At 52.5% G+C, this 24,899-nt stretch carries 20 protein-coding genes; 18 read left to right on the plus strand and 2 right to left on the minus strand.

The genetic code is table 11. The features are described 5' to 3' along the window. The first annotated feature begins 273 nt into the window (after positions 1–273). The 9 genes from B5G27_RS16650 to B5G27_RS12045 all read left to right on the plus strand — a co-directional run bounded on the left by B5G27_RS16650 (position 274) and on the right by B5G27_RS12045 (position 12,942). On the plus strand, positions 274–405 hold the full coding sequence (locus B5G27_RS16650) for a hypothetical protein (RefSeq protein WP_275533046.1): 132 nt from the start codon (positions 274–276) through the stop codon (positions 403–405). A 248-nt stretch (positions 406–653) separates the two neighbouring features. Next, positions 654–1,253: an HAD-IIB family hydrolase gene (locus B5G27_RS12010; protein ID WP_087179112.1), complete on the plus strand. Its 600-nt coding sequence runs from the start codon at positions 654–656 to the stop codon at positions 1,251–1,253. Between the two features lie 151 nt (positions 1,254–1,404). Further along, positions 1,405–1,779, plus strand: coding sequence for an NUDIX domain-containing protein (locus B5G27_RS12015; protein WP_330399066.1), 375 nt, complete (start codon positions 1,405–1,407; stop codon positions 1,777–1,779). Between the two features lie 62 nt (positions 1,780–1,841). Continuing rightward, complete coding sequence (locus tag B5G27_RS12020) at positions 1,842–5,297, plus strand: PD-(D/E)XK nuclease family protein (RefSeq protein ID WP_087179114.1); 3,456 nt, start codon at positions 1,842–1,844, stop codon at positions 5,295–5,297. Then, positions 5,294–9,058: a helicase-exonuclease AddAB subunit AddA gene (gene addA / locus B5G27_RS12025; RefSeq protein WP_087179115.1), complete on the plus strand. Its 3,765-nt coding sequence runs from the start codon at positions 5,294–5,296 to the stop codon at positions 9,056–9,058. The genes B5G27_RS12020 and addA overlap by 4 nt, the downstream gene beginning before the upstream one ends. Next, the gene (locus B5G27_RS12030) at positions 9,055–9,330 is read left to right on the plus strand and encodes a DUF1294 domain-containing protein (protein WP_087179116.1); all 276 of its coding nucleotides are present in this window, start codon (positions 9,055–9,057) and stop codon (positions 9,328–9,330) included. The genes addA and B5G27_RS12030 overlap by 4 nt, the downstream gene beginning before the upstream one ends. A 225-nt stretch (positions 9,331–9,555) precedes the next feature. Continuing rightward, positions 9,556–10,137 carry a hypothetical protein gene (locus B5G27_RS12035; RefSeq protein WP_087151332.1) on the plus strand — a complete coding sequence of 194 codons (582 nt, stop codon included), beginning with the start codon at positions 9,556–9,558 and terminating at the stop codon, positions 10,135–10,137. Positions 10,138–10,147: 10 nt separating this feature from the next. Further along, positions 10,148–11,422, plus strand: coding sequence for an ISAs1 family transposase (locus B5G27_RS12040; RefSeq protein WP_242958172.1), 1,275 nt, complete (start codon positions 10,148–10,150; stop codon positions 11,420–11,422). Between the two features lie 317 nt (positions 11,423–11,739). Beyond that, positions 11,740–12,942, plus strand: coding sequence for an LL-diaminopimelate aminotransferase (locus B5G27_RS12045; RefSeq protein WP_087179117.1), 1,203 nt, complete (start codon positions 11,740–11,742; stop codon positions 12,940–12,942). 106 nt (positions 12,943–13,048) lie between these two features. Here B5G27_RS12045 and B5G27_RS12050 read toward each other — a convergent pair whose 3' ends face one another. After that, positions 13,049–14,080 carry a 3-deoxy-7-phosphoheptulonate synthase gene (locus B5G27_RS12050; RefSeq protein WP_087179118.1) on the minus strand — a complete coding sequence of 344 codons (1,032 nt, stop codon included), beginning with the start codon at positions 14,078–14,080 and terminating at the stop codon, positions 13,049–13,051. 295 nt (positions 14,081–14,375) lie between these two features. Here B5G27_RS12050 and B5G27_RS12055 point away from each other — a divergent pair, with 295 nt between their 5' ends. Next, positions 14,376–16,352: a leucine-rich repeat domain-containing protein gene (locus tag B5G27_RS12055; RefSeq protein ID WP_087179119.1), complete on the plus strand. Its 1,977-nt coding sequence runs from the start codon at positions 14,376–14,378 to the stop codon at positions 16,350–16,352. Positions 16,353–16,508: 156 nt separating this feature from the next. Here the strand turns inward: B5G27_RS12055 and B5G27_RS12060 are convergent, their stop codons facing one another. Next, entirely contained in the window at positions 16,509–17,243 is a 735-nt protein-coding gene (locus B5G27_RS12060) for a lysophospholipid acyltransferase family protein (RefSeq protein ID WP_087179120.1), read from the minus strand. 218 nt (positions 17,244–17,461) lie between these two features. Between B5G27_RS12060 and B5G27_RS12065 the strand changes: the two genes are divergently transcribed. The 8 genes from B5G27_RS12065 to B5G27_RS12100 all read left to right on the plus strand — a co-directional run bounded on the left by B5G27_RS12065 (position 17,462) and on the right by B5G27_RS12100 (position 24,892). Further along, positions 17,462–17,938 carry a protease complex subunit PrcB family protein gene (locus B5G27_RS12065; RefSeq protein WP_087179228.1) on the plus strand — a complete coding sequence of 159 codons (477 nt, stop codon included), beginning with the start codon at positions 17,462–17,464 and terminating at the stop codon, positions 17,936–17,938. Positions 17,939–17,968: 30 nt separating this feature from the next. Beyond that, positions 17,969–19,528 carry a DUF3794 and LysM peptidoglycan-binding domain-containing protein gene (locus tag B5G27_RS12070; protein ID WP_087179121.1) on the plus strand — a complete coding sequence of 520 codons (1,560 nt, stop codon included), beginning with the start codon at positions 17,969–17,971 and terminating at the stop codon, positions 19,526–19,528. A gap of 111 nt (positions 19,529–19,639) precedes the next feature. Then, positions 19,640–20,527, plus strand: coding sequence for a 4-(cytidine 5'-diphospho)-2-C-methyl-D-erythritol kinase (gene ispE, locus B5G27_RS12075; RefSeq protein WP_087179122.1), 888 nt, complete (start codon positions 19,640–19,642; stop codon positions 20,525–20,527). Continuing rightward, positions 20,517–21,197 (plus strand): GntR family transcriptional regulator, encoded by a 681-nt coding sequence (locus tag B5G27_RS12080; protein ID WP_087179123.1) that lies wholly within the window; start codon positions 20,517–20,519, stop codon positions 21,195–21,197. Before ispE ends, B5G27_RS12080 begins: the two co-directional genes overlap by 11 nt. A gap of 105 nt (positions 21,198–21,302) precedes the next feature. Then, complete coding sequence (spoIIR, locus tag B5G27_RS12085; protein WP_087179124.1) at positions 21,303–21,959, plus strand: stage II sporulation protein R; 657 nt, start codon at positions 21,303–21,305, stop codon at positions 21,957–21,959. 2 nt (positions 21,960–21,961) lie between these two features. Beyond that, a complete protein-coding gene (locus B5G27_RS12090) occupies positions 21,962–23,158 on the plus strand; it encodes a cation diffusion facilitator family transporter (protein WP_087179125.1) in 1,197 nt (398 codons plus the stop codon). Between the two features lie 23 nt (positions 23,159–23,181). Beyond that, entirely contained in the window at positions 23,182–23,904 is a 723-nt protein-coding gene (locus B5G27_RS12095) for an acyl-[acyl-carrier-protein] thioesterase (RefSeq protein ID WP_087179126.1), read from the plus strand. 10 nt (positions 23,905–23,914) lie between these two features. Further along, positions 23,915–24,892, plus strand: coding sequence for an alpha/beta hydrolase (locus tag B5G27_RS12100; RefSeq protein ID WP_087179127.1), 978 nt, complete (start codon positions 23,915–23,917; stop codon positions 24,890–24,892). Positions 24,893–24,899 lie beyond the last annotated feature (7 nt).

Here is a 24,899-nt window from a genome sequence, read left to right on the forward strand (position 1 = left end):
CCTCCGCAGTCACCTCAGTCACCCACACACCCGTGCTGAAAGGTTTTCGAAAAAGGCGCTTCGCTGTTTTCTGGTTTACTCAAGCCGGAAGGTCCCCAGCAAATGCAGCATTTAAAAACGTAGCGAGAAGGGAACTTTCCCGGCAAAAGGCACCCCCTCTCCCGGAAGTCCGCGGTCCCTTCCGATTGGTAAAACTTCTTGTTTTGCCGCTGAAGCTCCCCTCTCACCCACCTTTCGAAATCCTGCATTTGACTGCGGGGACCTTCCGATCGGATGCGCGCAGAAAACCGACCCTTTGATGCGCCTTTCGCGGCGGGCGGGGATATGGCGACGGTGACTTGGAGTAATCTGCTGGAAAGACTTAAAAGAATGGGATGCGGCGTTAATTTCAAAGCGGATGCCTGAGCCGCAGGCGAATCTTCCGCTTTGAAATTGTCCTTAGCCGTATCCCATTCTTTTTACGTCTTTCCCAGATTACGGAACCGGAACCTGAGCCATATCCCCGTCCGCCGCGAAAACATCCTCAATCAGATCAACGGTTTTCGGACGTTATATCCACAAGGAAGGCTCCTCCACAAATACAGATTTCATGTTATAATAGTCCCATGGATTTTTGCCAGGCTGTATAACCACATCTGGAAGGGAGACAGATCATGACTGACATTAAGATCATATTTTTTGATATTGACGGAACTCTGATCGATATGAAGAAAAAATGTATTTCGGAAAAAGCGTTGGAGACGCTGCAGAGGTTAAAGGAGAACGGGATCAGGATCTGCGTTGCCACCGGGCGGTCGCCGATGCAGGTGCCGCGGTTCCCCGGGGTTGAATTCGACGCGTTCCTGACCTATAATGGATCCTACTGTTTTGACAGACATCAGGATATTTTTTCGAATCCTTTAAGGCGAGAGGACGTCCGTACGCTCATTAAAAATGCGGCGGGGCTAGGCCGGCCGGTATCTGTGGCCACGAAGAGCAGGCTTGCGGCCAACGGCGCGGATGAGGATCTGACGGAATATTACGGGTTCGGAGGAGTGGACCTGGAAATAACAGATGATTTTGATACCGTGGCAGAGCAGGAGGAAATCTACCAGCTCATGCTTGGATGCAGGAAGGCAGATTACACAGCCATACTGGAAGGGACCAGAGCGGCAAAGATCGCAGCCTGGTGGGACCGCGCTGTGGATATCATTCCCTCAAACGGCGGGAAAGGGATCGCGATCGACGGAAGATGGAATCTATTTCTATTGTAAAGAAAAGGGATTGATATGATCTCCGAACAGGTGCAGGAATGTGCAAAGGAGCGGAAGGATGAAGAAAGATGAAGAAAGATGCACAGAGATGATCCGGAAGGAGAGACGCGGATGGAAAAATGGCTGAAATGGGCGATCGAGATACAAAATCCTGCTTGTCCATGAAAATAACGGGACATGGTCTCTGCCGGGAGGCTGGTGCGATGTGCTGGAGTCTGTTCGGTCAAATACAGAGAAGGAAGTCCGTGAGGAAACCGGGCTTACAGTAAACGCGGTAAAGATTATTGCTGTGCAGGACAGGAATAAGCATAATAAACCATTATATGCATACGGCGTGTGCAAAATTTTTGTTTTATGCGAAGTGATGGGCGGGGAGTTTGCCGAAAATGCGGAGACCACGGAAACGAGATTTTTCTCCCTGGCGGATCTGCCGGGTGAACTGGCGGAAGAGAAAACGACCCGTGAACAGATTGAAATGTGCTTTCGAGCGGTAAAAGATAAAAACTGGCAGACATGGTTTGACTGAGTGATGGGGACAGAGGATGCCACAGGCGCAAGTGCTGCACAGGACGAGACAGGAGGTATGAAATGTCATTACAATTTATATTCGGCAATTCGGGCAGCGGGAAATCCCACTGGCTGTACCAGTCTATCATCGAGGATTCCATAAAGCACCCGGAGAAGAATTATCTTGTCCTTGTGCCCGAGCAGTTTACCATGCAGACGCAGAAGGACCTCTGCCTGATGCATCCCAGGGGCGGGATCATGAATATCGATGTGTTAAGCTTCGGGCGTCTGGCCCACCGCGTGTTTGAGGAGGTGGGCAGGGACAGCCTCCCCGTGCTGGATGATGAGGGCAAGAATCTGGTGCTCAGGAAGATCGCGGGGAACTTTGAGGATGAGCTCACGGTCCTGAAAGGGAACCTTAAGAAACAGGGCTATATCAGCGAGGTGAAATCCGTGATCTCGGAGTTTACCCAGTACGGCGTGGATCTGGAGAGAATCGACGGATTTATGGAAGGGCTGGACCAGAACAGTTATCTCTATTATAAGCTGAAAGATATCCGAAGGCTCTACGAAGGGTTCGAGGATTATCTGAGTGAAAAATATATTACAAAGGAAGAGATGCTGGATGTGCTCAGCGATGTGGTCCCCCAGTCGGAGATCTTAAAGGACAGCGTAGTCGCGATGGATGGGTTTACCGGCTTTACCCCGGTCCAGGACCGGCTGCTGGGAGAGCTGCTCAGAGTGTGCGGCAGGGTCATGATCACCGTGGAGATGGATGAGAGGGAAGATCCTTTTGTGTACCGCCATCCGTACCAGCTCTTTGCGCTCAGCAAGCAGATGGTCACTTCTCTTGTGAAGATCGCCCGGGAGACAGGGGCAGAGGTGGAGGAGCCGGTGTGCCTGTACGGGAAACCGCCGTACCGGTTCCGCGAAAATCCGGAGATGGCATTCCTGGAGTCAGAGCTGTTCCGCTATTCGGGAAAGAAGTTCCGCGCAGATGAGGACGGAGAGGAAGAAAGCGCGGAGCGGGCGGTCACTCTCCACGAGGCGGGGAATCCGCGGGGGGAGGCTCAGTATGCCGCTGAGGCAATCCGCTGTCTGGTGAGGGAAAAGGGCTATCGGTACCGGGACATCGCGGTGATCGCGGCGGATATGAATGTCTATGCGGATGCGCTTGAAAAGGCATGCGCGGCGTTTGGCATTCCGGTGTTTATGGACCATAAGAAGAGCATCCTTCTGAATTCATTTGTAGAGTATGTGCGGAGCCTTCTGGCAATGGCAGAGCAGAACTTTACCTATGAGAGCGTATTCCGCCACCTCAGGACCGGACTGTGCGGATTTACGGACGAAGAGATCGACCGCATGGAGAATTACTGTCTTGCCCTCGGGATCAAGGGTTATAAGAAATGGCAGCAGGCGTGGGTGAGACGGACCGCATGGGTCGGCGAGGAAGAACTTCAGGAACTGAACCATCTCAGAGTACAATTTGTGGAAAAGACGAGCAGTCTCATGGCCATCCTGAAGCAGCGCAGGAAGACCGTCCGGGACGTGACGCTGGCTGTTTACGGATATATTGCCGGTGAACGGCTCCAGGAGCAGCTCGCGGCGATGGAGCAGAAGTTCCAGGCGGAAGGGGAGCTTGCCCTGGCAAAGGAATACGCCCAGGTCTACCGGATCGTGCTGGAGCTGTTCGACAAGTTTGTGGAGCTTCTCGGAGATGAGAAGATCTCGCTGAAAGAATACTGCGAACTCCTGGACGCAGGGCTGGAGGAGGCGAAAGTGGGCGTAATTCCGCCGAGCATGGACCAGGTCGTCATAGGCGATGTGGAGCGCACCAGGATCAAAAATATCCGGGCTCTCTTTTTCGTGGGGGCAAATGACGTCCTCCTTCCGGGAAATACAGCGGCGGGCGGGCTATTGTCGGAGCGGGACAGAGAGCAGTTCCACCGGGAGGAGATCAGCCTGTCCCCGGGCCCGAAGGAGAAGATCTATATCCAGAAATTTTATTTATACATGAACCTGACAAAGCCTTCGGAGCGGCTTTCCATTTCCTGGTCAAAGGTGTCCGCCGAGGGGAAGACCATGCGTCCGGCATACCTGGTCCAGGATATCAGGCGGCTCTTCCCGGAGCTGCGCCCGGTTGATGAAGAGAAACGGGGACTGACGGAGCGCGAGGTCACGAGAAAGACCGGGATGCGCAGAGTGGCGGAAGGCCTGAGAGACCGGCAGAGAGGACTGGATGATCAGTGGAAGGAGCTGTACACATGGTTTGCCGCAGATGAGAAGAGCGCAGAAGACCTGTCCCACACTCTGAGGGCTGCGTTCCTGCGCAGGGAGTATCCCGTACTGGGCAGGGAGCGCGCGGAGGAGCTCTACCCGGACCGAAGCCGTGTGAGCGTGACGCGGCTGGAACAGTTCGCTTCCTGTGCGTACGCCCATTTCCTGAGCTACGGGCTCCGCCTCTCCGACAGGGAAGAGTACGGGTTTGAAGCTCTGGACCTGGGGAACATCGCTCATCAGTCTCTGGAGCGTTTTTCCAGAAAAGCGGACCGGGAAAAGCTGAGCTGGACAGAGATGTCCCCGGAGAAACGGGAGGAGCTCATCTCGGAGAGCGTGGAAGAAAGCGTCATTGATTACGGGAATACCGTGCTTTTCAGCTCCGCGAGGAATGAGTATATGATCGGGCGGATCAAGCGGCTGATCAGCCGTTCCGTCTGGGCGCTCACCCGCCAGCTTGAGAAGGGGGACTTTGTGCCCAGCGGATATGAACTGAAATTCGGGAGCGGGAAGATCGACCGGATCGACACCTGCGAGGACGACGGCTGTGTGTATGTGAAGGTGACCGATTATAAGACGGGTATGAAAAGCTTTGATATCACAGCGCTGTACCACGGGCTGCAGATGCAGCTCCCGGTCTACCTGAACGCGGCAGTAGAGGTGGAAGAGAGGAAACATCCGGGCAGGGAGATCATTCCCGCGGGGATCTTTTATTACAGGATCCAGGATCCGGTTGTCCCGGAGAAGGACAGCGCTGAGGCGGTGGAGCAGAGCATTTTAAAAGAACTGAAGCTGGACGGGCTCATCAACGGGGACGAGGCCGTCGTCTCCCATCTGGAGCGGGATCTCTCAGGCGCTTCCGTCTTGTTCCCCATGGGACGCAATAAGGACGGTTCCCTCAGCAAAAGCTCCAGGGCGCTTCCACGGGAGACGTTTGAGGCTGTGCTGAGATATACAAGAGAAAAGGAACGTGCCCTGAAAGACGAGATGTATGCAGGGGAGATCGGGGCGGCCCCCTACGAACTGGGCGGGGCCACCGGCTGTGACTACTGCGCGTACAGTGATATCTGTGGGTTTGACCTGAGGATATCCGGGTGCGCATACCGCAGGCTGGAAAAACTCTCTGTGGAGGAAGCCGTCGGCGCCATGGCGGCAGCCGTGGAGAAGGGACAGGGCGAAACAGAGGAGAAAGCAACCGGGGAGAAAGCAACAGAGAATAAAGAAACCGGGGAGAAAGAAAAAGGGGGTGAGCAGGAGTGAGTGTGAGATGGACAGACGAACAGCAGAAGGTGATCAATCTGCGGGACCGGAATATCCTGGTGTCAGCGGCAGCGGGCTCCGGCAAGACGGCAGTGCTCGTGGAGCGGATCATCCGGAGGCTCACAGAGGAAACGCATCCCGTGGATGTGGACCGCCTGCTCATCGTGACATTTACCGAGGCAGCGGCAGCGGAGATGAAAGAGCGGATCGGGGCTGCGATCGAGAAGAAATTGCTGGAACGCCCCGGTGACGCAAGGCTGGAGCAGCAGGCGTCCCTGATCCACAGCGCCCCCATCACGACGATCCACAGCTTCTGCCTCTCTGTGATCCGGGATCATTTCCATGTCATCGGCATTGACCCCGGATTCCGCATCGCGGAGGAGGGAGAGCTCCGGCTCCTGCGCCAGGACGTGCTGGATGAGCTGCTGGAAGCGTGCTATGACGAAGGGACAGAAGAGTTCCTTGATTTTGTGGAGCGGTTCGGGACCGGGAGAAATGACCGTAAGATCGAGGAGATCATCCTGAAGCTCTACGAGTATTCCAGAAGTTATCCTCAGCCGGAAAAATGGCTGGGATCCTGTGTGAAGGCATATGAGACGCCCGGGAGCGGGGAGCTGGCACACCGTGCCGCAGAGAGGGTATGCCGGCGGGCGGGAGATATCCGGAAACTGCTGGAGCATGCCCTGAAGATCTGCGAAGAGCCGGACGGACCATATATGTACGGGGATATGCTGGAGTCAGATCTGGAAAATGCGTCGCGGCTGGAACAGACGGAAGCGTTTGACGATCAGTATGAAGCGGTCTGCGGGTTTGCCTGGAAGCGTCTGTCCGGGAAAAAGGATGAGACTGTGTCCGATGAGAAAAAGGAAGCTGTGAAAAAGCTGCGCGAGCAGGCAAAAAAACTGGTAAAGGATCTCCGCGAGCTGTATTTCTATGCGCCCCGCGAAGAGTGGAAAGAGGACATGCGGCGGGCATGCCCGTCCATGAGGACGCTGGCAGGTCTGGTGAACCGTTTTGCAGAGCTGTTCGCTGAGAAGAAGCGGGGCAGGAATATGATCGACTTCAGCGATATGGAGCAGTTCGCACTGGAGATCCTTACCGTGGAAAAAGACGGGGAACTGGTGCCCTCGCCTGCCGCGGGGGAATATCAGGAACGGTTTGAGGAGGTCATGATCGATGAGTACCAGGACAGCAACCTGGTGCAGGAGACGATCCTGACCAGTGTGTCCAGAATGTCAGAGGGCAGATACAATGTCTTTATGGTAGGAGATGTAAAGCAGAGTATTTACAGCTTCCGTCTTTCCAGACCGGAGCTCTTTATGGAAAAGTACCACACATACAGCCTGGAAGACAATGTAATGCAGAGGATCGACCTGCACAAAAATTTCCGGAGCCGGGCGGAGGTCCTGGACAGTGTGAATTATCTGTTCCGCCAGATCATGGGAAAAGACCTTGGGGGCATCGAGTATGACGACAGCGCCGCCCTGTATGTGGGGGCGGATTTCCCGGAGCTGCCCGGGGAGACGCGCGCCGCAGGATTTTCTGACAGGACGGAGCTCCTTCTGCTGGATAAAGCGGATACAGGGGATGAGGCTGCCCGCAGGGCGGAGGCCCGCATGATCGCCCGGCGGATCCGGGAGCTGGTCAGGAACGGCGCGGTCATTGACCGGGAGACCGGCGGGTACCGCAGGGTACAGTACCGGGATATCGTGATCCTGACCCGCAGCATCCGGGGCTGGGCGGAAGACTTTGCCGCCGTGCTCTCCGAGGAAGGGATCCCTGCCTATTCTGTGAGCAGGGAGGGATATTTTGAGACTTATGAGGTGAGCGTGCTCCTGGATTACCTGAAGATCCTGGACAATGCGAGGCAGGACCTGCCCCTTGCGGCTGTGCTCACATCCCCGTTCGGGAACCTGACTCCTGCGGAAATGGCGGAGATCCGGACCGCGTACCCGAACCTGCCGTTCTATGAGGCTGTGCGCGCTTACGCCGAGGAAGGCGGGGACAGCGGAAATGAGGGCATGGCTGCAGGCAGAGCGTTTACCGGGGAGTCCGGCAGAGAGTCTGACAGCGGGCGTGACCGGGCACTGTGCCGGAAGCTGGAGCGGTTTTTTGACCAGATGGCACATTTCCGGGCTAAGGTGCCCTATACCCCTGTCCATGAACTTCTCACGGAGATCATCGAGACTACGAGCTTCGGGCTTTCTGTGGCGGCAATGCCCGCCGGAGCGCAGAGGGCCGCGAATGTGGATATGCTGGTGGAGAAGGCGTCTGCGTTTGAGGGGACGAGCTATAAAGGACTGTTTAATTTTGTGAGATATATCGGACAGCTCAGGAAATATGACGTGGATTACGGGGAAGCCGGGGTCATGGACGAACAGTCGGATACTGTGCGCATCATGAGCATCCACAAAAGCAAGGGGCTGGAGTTCCCAATCGTATTTGCCGCGGGAATGGGAAAGCGCTTTAATATGCAGGATACGAAGGGCAGTGTGGTCCTCCACCCGGAATGGGGCGTGGGACTGGATGACATCGACCTTGACAGGCGGACAAAGAAGCCGGTATTCCTGAAGAAAATGATCCGGGAAGAGTCCATGATGGAGACGCTGGCGGAAGAGATGAGAGTTCTCTATGTGGCACTGACCCGCGCGAAGGAAAAACTCATTATAACAGGCTGCACAGATGCAGACGCGCTGTCGGACGCTGCCGGGAGCGTGGGGATCTTCCGCCCGGACGGGGCAAGGTGTTATCTGGACTGGATCCTGCCCGCAGTGCTGGAGAAATCCGGACAGCAGCCCGGCGGGCATAGAGAGGATGGATTGGGAAAGAACAGACAGGAAGAGACTGGACAGGAAGAGACTGGACAGGAAGAGACTGGACAGGCAGAGGATAGACAGAGCGGGGAAAATGGGATCAGAGAAAAAGAAGGCGCTCCGCTGGAAATGAGGTTATATACAGGACAGGATCTTGCGCCGGGCGCGGCGGAGACGAGAGCGGAAGAGATCGCGCTGGATGTGCTGGAACACTGGGATACGCACAGGGTTTACGCGCCGGAGCTGAGAGCCCGCCTGGAAGAACAGATGGATTATGTATATCCTTTCGAAGAGGCGGGAAGGATGAAACTGAAATTTACGGTGTCCGAGCTGAAAAAGCGCACAGCGCTTGCAGAGGAGGCCGGTCAGGAGATGTATGAGGAGCCGGAGATCGTCCCGCTGATCCCGGGATTCCTTAAGGAAGAGGAAGTCCTTACCGGAGCCCCCCGGGGCAGCGCCTACCACAAGCTTTTGGAGCTTCTGGATTTTACGGAAGAGTACGATGAGGAGAGCCTGCCGCGGGCAGTGGAGGCACTGCGGAAGGACGGCAGGCTGACCGCTGAGATGGCAGAGTGCATCCGCCCGGAGGATATCCTGCGCTTCCTGCGGTGCGAGAGCGGCAGAAGGATGAGCCGCGCGGCGCAGAGAGGGCGGCTTTACAGGGAGCAGCCCTTTGTCCTTGGGATCGACGCGTCGGAAATCTACCCTCAGGATGAGTCAGGAGAAAAGATCCTTGTGCAGGGGATCATTGATGTGTATTTTGAGGAAGAGGACGGGCTTGTTGTGCTGGACTATAAGACAGACCGGGTAAGGAGCGCAGGGGAGCTCTGTGAGAAATACCATGCGCAGCTTGACTATTACGCGCAGGCCCTGACACAGCTGACCGGCAGGGCGGTAAAAGAGAAGATCATATATTCATTCACACTGGGAGAGGAGATCAGGGTATGAGCTGGCTGGCAGGGTATCTTGCAGTGATCAATTTTATGACATGGGTCGCCTACGGCCTTGACAAAGGACGGGCGAAAAGAGGAAAATGGAGGATCTCGGAGAGAAATCTCCTTATCCTTACGGCGGCGGGAGGTTCTGTGGGCGCCCTGGCGGGAATGCTTATGTTCCGCCATAAGACGAAAAAGGCGAAATTTGTCATCGGGGTGCCGGTGCTGCTTGTGGTGCACTGCGTCCTCGTGGCGATGGCTGCCCAGTGGTTCATGAGGATGTGAGGGCGCGGCTGAACTGTTGCATCATGTGAGAATGAGCCGGAGAGAGCATGAGCCGGAATCCAGGGTTGTTTCATGAAAGATTTTTAAAAATATAAGAAGATTGGATTTTATCGGGGGTTATACGTGTTATACAAATACGCGTATAACTCTCGACTTTTTATTCCTGTAGAGGTATAATGTCTATATAGTATAGGTATACTCCACCTATACAGAGAGGAGGACATTATGCCAGTAACTGAGAAAAAGTATCCGGATTGGGTTCAGAAGTATCGGACAAAGGGAACTACTGTGAAGAAAAAAGGAGATTCGTATTATCTCTATAAAAGGACATCCCGACGTGTGAAAGGGAAAAAGTATCCGCAGCCAGTCGATACATATATCGGCGTGATTACTCCGGAAGGAGTCATACAAAGTAATAAAAGAAAAATATCTTTAACAGACGCAGAAGTATGGGAATACGGATTTTCGAAAGCTGTCTGGGAGTTGTGTCCGGATGATTGGAAAAAACCATTGGGGGATGATTGGAAGGATGTACTTGCCATCATTCTCTTAAAACAGTCTCCGACCTCTTATATCCAGAAAACACGGATGATAAAAAAGGAATCGGATTTCCATTATCAGTTTGCAGCTCAGATATCCTCACTTTCCCGTAGGATCCATAAAAAATGGGGCATTGGATTGGAAGAATTACATCAGTTAGAGACAATCTATTTAGTGTGCCTGGATAAAACAGAAATCATTTCGAAAGTGAGTGAGGAGCAGCGGAAACTTCTGGAGAAAATACAAGTGGTGCTGGAAATGTGCTGAAAGAACATTTGTGACAGAAAAGCTGATCCATTATTTCAGGCAGATTCCGGATTACCGGTGCGACAGAGAGAAAAAACATGACCTTGCAGAAATGCTGGTATGTGTCACTCTCGGAGTTCTTTGTGGCAGGACGACGATCCGCAGGAGCCTGAAATGGTGTAGAAACCACCTGGAAGAACTGCGGAAACATATGAAATTGAACTACGGGATTGCCTCGCCTTCCACCATTACCCGGATGCTGTCTGGGATTGATGAGGAATTAGCCTTGTATGCTTTTATGGAATGGATCGGTGAGATCGTGGACTCGAAGAATACCCATCTCGCTATTGATGGGAAAGCATTACGCGGCGCAGCGGAAAAGACGAAAAGCGGGACAGCACCGATGCTGTTGAATGTAGTGGAAACGGTTCGAGGGTTGATACTTGCACAGCTTCCGGTCGATTCAAAGACGAATGAGATTACGGTGATTCCGGAATTGTTGAAACTTCTGGATATCAGAGGGAGTGTTATAACGATTGATGCGATTGGGACACAGACAGCAATCATGGAACAGATACATGAACAGGAAGGGCATTTTGTATTTACAGTAAAGAAAAATCAGCCAGACGCTTATGAGGAGATCCATACGTTCCTGGATAAACTGGAAGAAGAAGCAGAGAAAAAAGGAAAAAGTGAAACTCCAGATCCTGTTATGCAGGATTATCTTGGGAAATATGAAGAGATCAATCAGATGGAAAAAAATCGGGACAGAAATGAGTACAGGACTTGCCAGATATGTAATAATGCATTAAATCTGACGAAAAAACAAAAAGAATGGACATACGTTCAGAGCATTGGGCGGATCAAGCAGGTGAGGATTCCTGTTGAAAAAGACAGCCAGGGGAATGATATCACTCCGACAAAAGAAGAGTTTTTGAAAAAAGGCTCAAGAAGAGTCCCAGTTCCTTCTGCTGAAGAGGGAATTGGAAAAGACATCCAGTGTACGGCACTGATCTCAGACCTTATCCTCACGGCAGAGGAACTGGGAAGCATAAAAAGAATGCACTGGTCAATAGAGAACCGGCTCCATCATGTACTGGACGACACATTCAGGGAAGATCGCTCGCCAGCCAAAAAGTCCCGAAACAATCTGTCGCTCATCAGAAAATTTGCATACAACATCCTGCGCCTGGCAATGTACGAGACAGGTCTGACAAATATAATGACAGAAATGATGGACTGCTTTTGTGACAATGCCACCTTGCGAGAACAGTATGTATTTCAAGGCATAGCCAGTCTGTATTGACTATATATAGAGAATACCTCTGAAAAAAAGTCTTGTAAAGAGATAGAGAGATAGTTTGCGTTTTTTTACGTGATCAGCTTACCAGAAACGATATGGGGATGTAATAATAAGATTATAAAAGGTAGTGCTGCTCATGAATAGTTCATGAAACAACCCTGGCCGGAATCAAATAAATATTGAAAAAAGACCGGGATTCTGCTAAGATATCTCTGGAAATAACAGAGCGGGTTCTGATACTCCTGACATTTACCGCAATGGGGCGGAGGGCAGGGGCAGTCCCGCTTTTATCTTTTTTAGATCCAGAAAGGAAGAGGAAAATGCCAAAATTAAATGAAAATTATCTGAACGTACAGGACAGCTATCTCTTTGCGGAGATCGCCCGCAGAGTGAAAGCTTATGAGGAAGCCCACCCGGATAAGACGGCGTCCATTATCCGCCTGGGCATCGGCGATGTGACCCGCCCGCTGACAAAGAGCGCTATAGAGGCGCTCCACGAGGCAGTGGATGAGCAGGCAGTCCCGGAGACCTTTAAGGGATACGGACCGGAGCAGGGATATGAGTTTGTCCGTCAGGCAGTGGCTGATTATTATGCACGCGCCGGGGTAACAGTGGATGCGGACGATGTGTTTATCTCTGACGGCGCAAAGAGCGATACCGGGAATATTACAGAGCTGTTTGCAAAAGATAATGTGATCCTTGTGCCTGACCCGGTGTACCCGGTCTATGTGGATACAAATACAATGGACGGGAAGCAGATCGTCTATATGAACGGCACGGAAGAGAATGATTTTCTCCCGATGCCGGACGATTCCGTAAAGGCGGATATCATTTACCTGTGTTCCCCGAACAATCCGACCGGGGCGTGCTACAGCAAAGAGCAGTTAAAAGCATGGGTGGATTATGCGCTGAAGAATGAGGCTGTGATCCTGTTTGACTCTGCTTACGAGGCATTCGTCTCTGAGCCGGATCTGCCGCGCAGCATCTATGCAGTAGAGGGCGCAGAGAAGTGCGCGGTCGAGTTCTGCTCTCTGTCCAAGACCGCAGGATTCACCGGGACACGTTTTTCATACACGATCGTTCCCAAAGAGCTTGTCTTCACTGCATCCAACGGTCAGCAGATGAGCCTCCGCGACATGTGGAACAGGAGGCAGTCCACGAAATTCAACGGGACTCCGTATATCATCCAGTATGCGGCGGCAAAGGTATTTTCTGAAGAGGGCATGAAAGAGTGCATGGAGAATATCTCCTATTATATGGAAAACGCCCGTGTTATCGCAGAGACGCTCCGCAGGAAGAATATTTCCTTTACCGGGGGCGTGAACTCTCCGTATATCTGGTTCAAATGCCCGGACGGCATGGAGTCATGGGAATTCTTTGACTATCTTCTGGAAAATGCCCAGGTCGTAGGTACCCCGGGGGCGGGATTCGGAGTGAACGGAAAGAATCATTTCAGGCTGACATCCTTCGGGACACATGAGAAGACAAAAGAAGCGATGGAACGCTTTGAGAGGCTGTTCTGAAAAGTTTCAGGAGCATCAGACGACAAAAAGAGCCGGCATGGCGCTGCGGATCGGATCCGCGGCGCCATGCCGGCATTAAATTGCTGTTTTTTAAAATTGCTGTCTTTTAGCACTGCTCGGCAATCGTGTACAGCAGCTTTTCTGTATCTTCCCATCCAAGGCAGGGGTCTGTGATGGATTTTCCGTACACATGGTCAGCGCCGATCGGCTGGCATCCCTCTACCAGGTAGCTTTCGATCATGACGCCTTTGACAAGCCTGCGGATATCTTCATCGATCCGGCGGCTGTGCAGGATCTCTTTTACAATGCGGATCTGCTGTTTATACTTTTTGCCGGAATTCGAATGATTGGCATCGATGAGGACCGCAGGGTTCTGCAGGTTTCTCTCCTCATACTTTTCCAGAAGGAGCTGGATGTCCTCATAGTGATAGTTGGGGATCGTGTTTCCGTGCTTGTTTACAGCGCCCCTGAGGATCGTGTGGGTGAGGGGGTTGCCTTCCGTACGTACTTCCCAGCCTCTGGAGATAAAGTCGTGCCCGCCCTGTGCGGCAACGACAGAGTTGAGCATGACAGAGAAGTCTCCGCTGGTGGGATTCTTCATGCCCACGGGGATGTCCAGGCCGCTGACCATGAGGCGGTGCTCCTGATTCTCCACGGAGCGTGCTCCGATGGCCACATAGGAGAGGATATCGGAGAGATAGTGCCAGTTGTCCGGGTAGAGCATCTCATCCGCAGCGGTAAGCCCGGTCTCTGAGATGGAGCGGATATGCATGCGGCGGATCGCGAGGATTCCTGTCAGGATATCCGGCTTTGCCTCGGGATCCGGCTGATGGAGCATTCCCTTATAGCCCTCGCCAGTTGTCCGGGGCTTATTCGTATAGATGCGCGGAACGATCACAAGACGGTCCGCAACTTTTTCCTGTACCTCTGCAAGGCGGTTTGTGTATTCGCATACAGCGTCTTCGTTGTCAGCCGAACAGGGACCTACGATGACGAGAAACTTATCGGATTTCCCTGTGATCACATCGCGGATCAGCTGGTCGCGCCCGGCTTTTATCTGCGCCATTTCTTCGGACATAGGTTCCAGTGCTTTGACTACATCCGGAGTAGGCAGTTGTCTGATAAATGTAAAACTCATTGTATTTTCCCTCTGTGTCTAGATTTTATGATGCGGGATCAGATGTCCCGCCTGACAAATTATAATACAGAGAAGAGAGATTGTCGATACTTCTGTGTAAAAAGTCCCTCTGCTTCTTTTTCGTAATTCAGGGAAATTAAGTTTAACCTGGTCTGTACTTCCCTGCGATTGACAAAAGATGCCGATAAAGATAGAATAAGAACGGTTTATTTTCAACATTCAGAGAACGTATTCCCGGAGAGTTCAAAATAAAATGAGAAAATAAGACGTATGTTATGCGGAAAGAAGGTTAAATATGAGGAGAAGAGTAATAGGGGGACTGCTGGCAGCGATGCTTGTCATCGGACTGGCGCCGACGTCGGTCCTGGCGGAAGGCCCGGGCGTATCTGTTAATGCAGAGGAGGAAATCAATATTCCTGATCAAAATTTTAAAAAACTGATCAACAGTACTCTGAAGCATGAAGAGAATGCTGCGGTTACGGAAGAGGATATGGCAGGGATCACCTCTCTGTCTGTCAATGCAGGCTCCGATGTGACCGATATTGAAGGGATCCAGTATGCGGTCAATCTTGTGTCTTTAAATCTGGACGGAGATATTAAAAATATTGAGAAAATTAATAACCTGACAAAACTGGAAAGACTTAACATAGACAGCAATGATCTCTTAACAGATCTTTCGTTCCTTGGCTCTAAGCCGGATCTTACAGACTTAACTGTGTTTGGAAGTACAGGGCTGACTTCCCTTGAGGGGCTTACCGCGGGAAACTGTCCGAAGCTTGAGGAACTGTCCTGTTCACGCTGCACTTCGCTGAGCGATATCTCAGCATTGGCGGACAGGGAAATCCCGACGCTTATCGCAGCGGACTTTGAGGACTGTGCTATTGCGGATCTCTCTCCGTTAAAGGGATATACTTCAATAACTGAACTGAATCTTGAAAAGGTTGAGATCACTGAGGAAAACAGAGCGGTTTATAAGGAGACAGTCAGCTCGATGACTGGCCTGGAGACGCTTTATATGCCTTATTGCGATATTACTGATGAAGACACAGAGATGTTTTCCACATTGCGGAACCTGAAGACACTGCTGCTGAATATGAACGAACTTACCAGTACAGACTTCTGTGACAAGCTTCCGGCAGGGATGGAGGTGCTAGGCCTGCTCGATAATGACATTGAAGATATGGACAATCTGGGCAGGTTGACACAACTGGAGATTTTGAGCCTGGGCGGCAATAAAGTGACGGACTTTTCCTTTATTTCAAAACTGACTTCCCTGACCGACGAGACCATCCGGCATGCGGACGGCACAGAGGATTTCCCGTCACGTGAGATTTATTCCTATGGCAGCCAGAGTGATCCCATTGAGATCAAGGACGGTCAGGCCACCATTGAGAACCCGTATATCGGAGTGGATGGAAAGCCGGTTTCTTTTGACGGTGCAGAGATAGCTTCCACCGGTGACAGCATGGTTACCGTAAGCTATGATGCGGAAAAGAATGAAATCACACTTGGCAATATCCCTTCCAGTGCTTCGGTCGACTCGATCATGATACAGGTACGGTATAACATTCCCGTATCAAATGGGGAATACAAAGTCGCTGATCTGCGCATCGAGACATATGTAAGGGAAAAATCCCACGAGCATAGCTGGGGCGATGTGACATATACATGGTCAGAAGACGGGAAAACCTGTACGGCAGAGAGAGTCTGCGAAGAGGACAGCACCCATGTGGAGAGTGCGCAGGCATCAGTGAATGCTGAGATCACAAAGCATGCAACATGTACCTCAAAGGGTGAGACTACATATACTGCTGGCTTTGATAACGACTGGGCGGAAACACAGACAAAAGTTTTGGAAGATGTGGAAATGATCCCTCACTCCTACGGCACTGAGTGGAAGTCAGACGAAAACGGTCACTGGCATATGTGTGCTGCCTGCCAGGCTAAAACAGACGAGGCTGACCATACTTTTGAATGGATCGTGGATAAGGAAGCGACTGATGCACAGCCCGGTTCCAGACATCAGGAATGTACTGTGTGCGGGTATGCGCTTGCCGCAGTAGAAATCCCGCCGCTTAAGGACGACACAGAGGATACGGAACAGACAGTCCCGCCTCAGACAGAGAAGCCGGAACCAGTTCCGTCCAAACCGGCAGCGGCAACACCCCGGACAGGGGATGTGGGAAATATGCTTCCCTGGGCGCTGCTGTTTGTTGGCGCAGCCGGTGTGGGAGCAGTTCTCCATACCAGGAGAAAACTGGAAGAGCGATAATGAAATTGAAATAAAATAAGGGACTGCCGGGTGAGTCCGGCTTCCCTTTCTGATATGAAAAAAAGATGGTCCCGCAGGATCCATTACCGACTGATCTGGATGCCTGTGGGACCATCTCCGGCTTTGAGCGCAGGACTCGGGAAAAACTGTTGTTTCCTATACGAGTCCTGCGTTTTTGTTTATGGTCTCCCGTATGATATTTTCTACATAATCCCCGATATGTCTTTTGGTGTCTTTGTCCAGTTCTTCCGGATAGATCGGTTTCCCGTATTCAATGACCACATGCGTCTTTTTTACTTTCGGCAGATGGTTCTCAAAGATCTCGGCTGTGTTGTTCATGGAGATCGGGACGATCGCGCAGCCGCTTTTTGTCGCGATCTTGAACGCGCCGTCTTTAAACGGGAGCAGGGTCAGCTCCTCACCGCTGTTGCGGGTCCCCTCAGGGAAAATGCAGATGGAGATGCCTCTCTTGATATCGTCGATCGCAGTGAGGATGGTCTTGAGTCCTTCTTTTGGATCCTTTCTGTCAAGGAAGAGGCAGTAGACGCGCTTCATCCAGGTCGTCAGTGTGAGATAGCGTTCCATTTCTTTTTTTGCGATATAGCCGGTCAGCCTTTTGCATCGGCTGTAAGTGAGCAGGATATCAAAATAGCTGCGGTGGTTCCCGATGAAAAGGACCGGCTCGTCGGGGATGTTTTCTTCTCCGATGACCGTCGTCCTGACGCCGGACATACGGAGGATCACTTTGAATCCCCACTGTACGATGCGCAGGGAACTGATATCTCTGGCGTAAGGATTAAATTTCCCGATGATCCATTCAGCGATCAGGACCGGGATGGTCAGGATGAGATACAAGATCAAAAAGATTACGATACAGATAAAACGAAACATATTCTGGTCTCCATTTTCCATAATAATAGTGTAAATCGTGCAAAGACAATTATACAGCGGCAGTGGCGAAAAAACAAGACTTATGCAGGTCGGGGACAGGCGGCTGCGGGAGCGATGCGGGCGGGGTACTGCTTACGGCAAACAGCCGGGCAATAGAATATTTCCCCCGCGGAACACATATGATTATATGGAAAATACTGCCGGGGCGGGAAAGAAGGATGGACAGGGAAAAGGCGCTTCGTTTCCGGAAGACAGAAAAGCAGATCCGGGGATCTGTTCTGGCCCGGGGAGCTGCTCTGGTCTGGGGGATCTTTATTTTCATGACAGCATGCATGCTGCCCGGATGTGCCGTCCGCATGCAGGGCACGGAGAAGATCCGGGAGCTGGAGTTTACAGTGTTGGATAAGGAGGACATTCCCCCGGAGCTGCAGCGTCTGATCGGGGAAAATAAGGAAACGCCCTTTCAGTTGACTTATGCAGACCAGGGGAAGCTTTATATTGCAGAAGGTTATGGCCCGCAGCCGACCTCAGGATACAGCGTTGAGGTAACGGCGCTGTACGAAACGCAGGATGCGGTCCGCATGGAAACAAATCTCCTGGGACCTGGGAAAGGGGAGGAGACAAAAGAGAAAACCACATTCCCATATGTGGCCGTAGAGCTGGAATATATTGAAAAAGATGTCTTATTTGACTGAGTGTGAGAAAGGATCGACAGGAGGAGAGAGATGGAACTGATCAAAAGACCGATTCATTATACGCAGGAGGGGAAGAGTATCTTCGACCAGTTTTACCTGGATGAGGACTATAATGTACCTGAGCAGAAGGAGGATGTGAGAAGGATCATCCAGGGAAATGCAGAATGCAGGACCGAGGACATCCGACCGGTGGAAAACTATGTGAAAGTGACCGGAAAAATCTATTTCAGGATCCTTTACATGACTGCTTCCGTAGACTCTAAGCCGGCTGTGCTCGAGGGGAGTCTTCCGTTCGAGGAAATGGTTTACGCGGAGAGCGACGGGAACGAGACATTTTTTATCCGCAGCATGCGGACAGAATTTGCCGGGACAGTAGTCAATTCGAGAAAGCTAAGCCTGAGAGTGATGGCGGAGATGGAGATTGGAAGAGAGCGTCTGAGGGACGAGGAGCTGACAGAAGATGTAGAGGGCCAGATCCCTGTTTACCGCAGGAAGGAGAAGCTGGATCTTCTGAAGCTGGCGGTCTCCGGGAAGGATACATACAGGATCAAAGAAGAGATCGTACTTCCCGGGACGAAGGAAAGTATCGGACAGGTACTGCTTACAGATATCGGAAGCCGTAAGCTGGATATCCGCCTGGGACAGGATGAGATCCTCCTGCGGGGCGAGCTCCTGGTCTTCTGTATGTATCTTTCCGCTGATGAAAAGGCGGACTGGATCGAGCAGAGCGTCCCCTATGAGGGGCGGATTTCCTGCGACGGCGTGACAGAAAGTATGTACCACCATATCCGGCATTCTCTCGAAGATACGCTCGCCGATGTCAGGCTGGATGAGGACGGGGAGATGCGCATCCTCGGGATCGAGGCGACCCTTGCGCTGCGCATGAATATCTATGAGGAAGAAGAGACAGAAGTGCTCCGGGATATGTATTCCCTGGAGCAGGTGTGCGAGTTTGACACGAGGGACGTCGTGTACGAGGAGCTCCTGATGCAGAACCAGTCCCGGTGCAAAGTCTCGGAGCGGCTGGCGCTCCCGGAATTAAAAGAAGATGTACTGCAGATCCTGCACAGTCAGGGGAGCATCCAGATGGAGAGCGAGCAGTATACAGAGGAAGGCATACGGGTAGAGGGGATCCTCCATCTGTCTTTCCTGTATCTGCGGGGAGATGATATGGAGCCTTACGGAAGCTGGCAGGGCATCCTGCCATTTTCCTATCTGATCGAATATCCGGATATGCCGGATCATGTGGAGAGCAGCCTGTCGAGCCATGTGGAACAGCTTGCCGTGACGCTGGCGGGAAGCGAGGCAGTGGAGGTAAAAGCAGTCCTGGCTTTTGATGTCTTCCTGAGGAAACAGATCCCCATCGAGATGATCACGGATGTAAGGATGCGGCCGGCGGATAAAGAGGCAGCGGAAGAACGCCCGGGCATAGTGGGGCACATTGTACAGGCGGGAGAAGACCTGTGGAGCCTCGCGAAAAAATATATGACCACAGTGGAGGGGATCATGGAGATCAACGGGCTCGACAGCGAAAACGTAAGACCAGGTGATAAACTGTTGATTTTGAAAGAAAATGTGAGTATACTGTAAGTACAATGTATACAACATACAGAAGAGGAAAAGGGGTCAGACCCCTTTTAAGAGGGGTCTGACCCCTCTTGGCAAAGTAATCAGAAAATTCAGAAAAAAGGGGAACTCAGGATGAATCAGATTGAACTGAAAGCGCTGGCAAAGATCAATCTGGGGCTGGATGTACTTGGAAGACGGGAGAATGGCTATCATGATGTGAGGATGGTCATGCAGTCGATCTATCTGTACGACGAAGTGAAGATAGAAAAGACAGAAGCGCCGGGGATCACGCTGGCATCTAATTTAAGTTTCCTGCCAACGGGAGAGGGTAATATCGCGTATAAGGCTGCGAAGCTTTTAATGGAAGAGTTTCATATCCCTGCCGGGGTCAGGATCACATTAAATAAGCATATCCCGGTGGCTGCGGGGCTTGCCGGCGGCAGCTCCAATGCGGCGGCGGTCCTGTTCGGGATGAACAGGATGTTCCGCCTGGGGCTGAAACAGGAGGAACTGATGGCAAGGGGAGTCCGCCTGGGCGCGGATGTCCCCTACTGCATCATGCGGGGCACTGTGCTCGCAGAGGGGATCGGTGAGGAGCTGAGCGTACTGCCGGCGATGCCGAAATGTACGGTCCTGATCGCGAAACCGCCGGTGAGCGTGTCCACAAAGGTCGTCTATGAAGCGCTGGATGCAAAGGAGATCGCGGAGCACCCGGACATCGACGGAATCATCGACGGGCTGGAGAAACACAGCTTAAAGCAGGTGGCAGCGTGCATGGGAAATGTGCTGGAAGATGTGACGATCCCCATGCATCCGGTCATCGAGCAGATCAAGCAGGAAATGAAAGACGCGGGCGCCCTGAACGCGATGATGAGCGGGAGCGGGCCGACGGTGTTCGGACTGTTCGAGAGCAGGGCAGCGGCCCGCGAGGCACAGAGACGGATCAGAGAAAAGTCACTGACCAGGCAGGTGTATGTGACGAGTATACACAGTGTGAGGAGGGATCAGGATGCCAATTGATTTTGAAGTTACGATGAATGAATATCTCCCGCTCCGGGACGTCGTGTTCAATACACTGCGCAGGGCGATCCTGCGGGGAGAGCTGAAACCGGGCGAAAGGCTCATGGAGATCCAACTTGCAAACAAATTAGGGGTGAGCCGCACTCCGATCAGGGAGGCAATCCGTAAGCTTGAGCTGGAAGGTCTTGTCCTCATGATCCCGCGGAAGGGTGCGGAGGTGGCGGAGATCACGGAGAAAAACTTAAGGGATGTCCTGGAAGTGCGCTGTGCTCTGGAAGAGCTGGCAGTCCAGCTCGCATGCGACCGCATCGACCGGGAAGAGCTGGGCAAACTGCAGGCGGCGGCGGACCATTTCAGAGACGTGCTGGACAGTGACGACATCACTCTGATCGCGCAGGCGGACGAGGCGTTCCACGATGTGATCTTTACCGCTACAAATAACGGAAGGCTGATCCAGCTCCTGAATAATCTGCGGGAGCAGATGTACCGCTACCGGATCGAATACCTGAAAAAGAAAGAGTGTTATCCCCAGCTGCTGGCAGAGCACAGGTCGATCATAGAGGCGATCGAAAGCCACGACAAAGAGAAGGCGACCGCGATCACGGGCCAGCATATCAACAACCAGGTGGACACCGTGGTGGGGACACTGCGCCACAGGGACGAAGAATAGAGACCGCCTGTATAAAACTTCCATATCTGTCTATACTCTGGATATCTGAAAAAGATATTTGTGAAATGATATCAAAGAAAATGATCAGATATGGAGGAGATACATATGGAAGGTTCTTATATTCAGACAATACAGAAGCGGGAGAGAAATATGGCATGGATCATCCTGCTCCTGGCAGCAGGCATAGCCATACTTCTCACAGGGATCCTGTGCCGGAGGGCAGATGCCGCCGTGCAGGCTGAGATGCAGGAGCATCTGGCGCAGGAGGTGCTGAGATTCCATGTCCTTGCCAACAGTGACAGCGATGCGGATCAGGCATTGAAACTGAAGGTGAGGGACTCAGTGCTGGGCTTCCTGGAAGAAACCATGCCGGAGATGGACGGCGCTTCCGGGACAGCAGCCTGGATGAGGGAGCACATCGATGACATCGAGGCGGTCAGCCGGGAGACTGTGGCAGCAGAAGGAGCGGATTATCCTGTCAGCGCCGCGGTCACGACCTGCTGGTTCCCGGACAGGACCTACGGTGACCTTACATTCCCGGCAGGGAACTACGAGGCGCTGCGCGTAGAGATCGGCGCCGCAGAGGGACATAACTGGTGGTGCGTGCTCTATCCGGGGCTCTGCTTTCTGGACTCCGCCAATGCGGTCGTGCCGGAAGAGGGCAGAGAGAAGCTTAAGAATGTTTTGACAGAAGAGGAGTATTCCAGGATAACAGCCACATCAGATTTTAAAGTGAGCTGGTTTTTCTGGCAAAGGAAATAGCAATGACAGAATTTTTGGTAAGACATTTTATAAAGGATTATAAAGACGTGGAGAAGATATCCGTGCGGACGGCATATGGGGTGCTCGCCAGCATTGTGGGTATCTTCTGTAATGTGTTTCTTTTTATTGTAAAATTTATCGTGGGCCTGGTGCTCCACAGCGTTTCCGTCACAGCGGATGCATTTAACAACCTGTCCGACGCAGGATCATCTATCATCAGCTTTGTGGGCGTGAAGATGGCGGAGAAGCCGGCGGACAGAGACCATCCTTTCGGGCATGGCAGGATCGAATATATCGCGGCTCTGATCGTGTCTTTCCTTGTGCTGGAAGTGGGGTTCACCTTCCTGAAAGATTCCTTCAGCAAGATATGGACGCCGGAGACGCTGAATTTCCAGGCTGTGTCCGTTGTCATCCTGATCCTGTCGGTGGCTGTGAAGCTCTGGCTGGGGATGTTCAACAGAAAGCTCGGGCAGAAGATCGATTCCAAGGTGATGATGGCAGTCTTTACGGATTCCATGGGTGATGTGATCACTACGGGAGCCACGATCCTTTCTATCGTCTTTTTCGGCGTCACAGGGATCAATATCGACGGTTTTGTCGGAGTCGGGGTAGCACTTGTAGTCATGTGGGCAGGTGTGGGCATCGCGAAGGACACGCTGGAACCTCTGATCGGCGAGGCGATCGACCCGGAAGTCTATGACCAGATCAAGAAATTCGTGGAGAGTTACGACGGGATCGCGGGTACCCACGACCTGATCGTACACAATTACGGCCCGGGGCGGAGCATGGCTTCTATCCACGCGGAGGTGCCGAATGATGTGGATATCGGACAGTCTCATGAGATCATTGACCGGATCGAGAGGGAGGCGTCAAAACAGCTCGGGATTTTCCTTGTCATACATATGGACCCTGTTGAGATGAAGGATGAGAGAGTGCTCCGTATCCGTGAGAAAGTGGAAAAAATATTAAAGGAAATGGACCCGTCGTGCAGTATCCATGATTTCCGGGTCGTACACGGAGAAGCGCAGAGCAATCTTATTTTTGATATGGTGATCCCCATTGAATATGACGAGAAGACGAGAGAAGAGCTCCCGGTCAGGCTGGCGGAGAGGATCAAAGAAGCGGATCCCAGGTATGAGTGTGTGATAACAGTGGATTATGATTACGTGGCAAAGCCGGAAGAAGGACCGGAGAAATAAACCAGGCAGAGGAGTGCAGCAGTATGCAGAGAGCAGAAAACAACAGCTATGAATTTGAAGCAAGAGTCAGGTACAGCGAGATCGGCCACAGGGGGACAATGACCATTCCGGCGCTGATCAACTATTTTCAGGATTGCAGCACATTCCATTCGGAAACAGTGGGGCTGGGGATGGAGCATCTCAGGCAGGAGAAAAAAGCATGGGTGCTTTCCTACTGGCAGATCGTGGTCGGACGATGCCCGAAGCTCTGCGAGAAGATCACAGTGGGCACCTTTGCCACAGAATTCAAAGGACTCTTCGGAAACCGTAACTTTTATATGAAGGATGAGGCGGGAAATGTGACTGCCTGTGCGAATTCCATCTGGGTGTTCATGGATCTGGAGAAGGGGCGCCCCTGCCGCCCGGCGGAAGGGGATATCGCCCCCTACGGCGTGCATGAGCCCCTGGACATGCCCTACGAAGGGCGGAAGATCACTGTGCCGGAGGAGCTGGAAGACAGAGAACCTTTCCCTGTGAGAAAATACCATATCGACACAAACGAGCATGTGAATAACTGCCAGTATGTCCAGATGGCGCTGGAAATGCTCCCGGCGGACCCGGACGTGAGGCAGGTGAGAGTGGATTACAGGAAATCCGCCGTACTCGGAGATATGATCTTCCCCAGGACGGCAAAGACGCAGGAAGGCTATATCGTGGAACTCTGCGATGAAAAAAGCGCGCCGTACGCGGTCGTGGAACTGAGATGATGGAGATACGATGACAAAGGCAGTAAGAGCGATCCTTCAGGCGCTGTCCTACGGCAATATCGAGGTGGAGTCCGCGCGGCGCCTGGCGGATCTCAAAAAACTGGATCCCATGCGGATCTTTCTGAAAAAACTGGATACGGAAATCTACAACGGCAGCTATAAAGTCCCGGTACGCCTGTATTTCCCGGACGAGAAAGCGGCAGTGAGCGAGAGGGCACCTGTAAGCGGGAACGGGGCTGTATCGGAAGAGGAAAATTGGGATCCCGGGGTGATCCTCTTCTTCCATGGCGGTGGATGGACCACGGAGAGCGTAGAGACTTACGACAGGGTATGCTCCAGGATGGCACAGTCCACCGGGCGGTTTGTCCTGTCCGCAGAATACCGCCTTGCGCCGGAACACAGATTCCCCGACGGGTTTGAGGACTGCTATGCAGTGGCTGAGGCGCTTTTCGGCGGGAAGATCCTGCCCGGGCTCGATCCCAGGCGGATCACGGTCATGGGGGACAGCGCAGGCGGAAACCTGGCTGCCGCTGTGTGTATGAAAGCAAGGGATACCGGGGACTTTTCCCCGGCGAGACAGATCCTGATCTATCCTGCGCTCTACAATTGTTATACAGAGGATTCGCCCTATGAGTCTGTGAGGACAAACGGTACGGGATATCTGCTGACAAGCGTAAAGATGGAAGATTATGTAAAGCTCTATGCCCGCACGGAGGAGGACAGGCTGGACCCGTATTTCGCCCCGCTTCTGGCGGAGGATTTTTCCGGCCTTCCGGATACGCTCATACTTACAGCGGAGTTTGATCCTTTGAGAGATGAGGGGGAAGACTACGGGCGCAAGCTGAGAGAAGCGGGATGCCGGGTGAGGGTGGAGAGGATAGAAGGAGCGCTCCACGGGTATTTTGCGCTGGGGATACAGCAGTTTTATGTACAGGAGAGCTTCCGTCATATCAACCGCTTCCTGAGTGTGGAGCAGGCACTGTTATAGAAGAGAG

It is taken from the genome of Lachnoclostridium sp. An76 (genome assembly GCF_002161355.1).
GTDB lineage: Bacteria > Bacillota > Clostridia > Lachnospirales > Lachnospiraceae > Mediterraneibacter > Mediterraneibacter caccavium.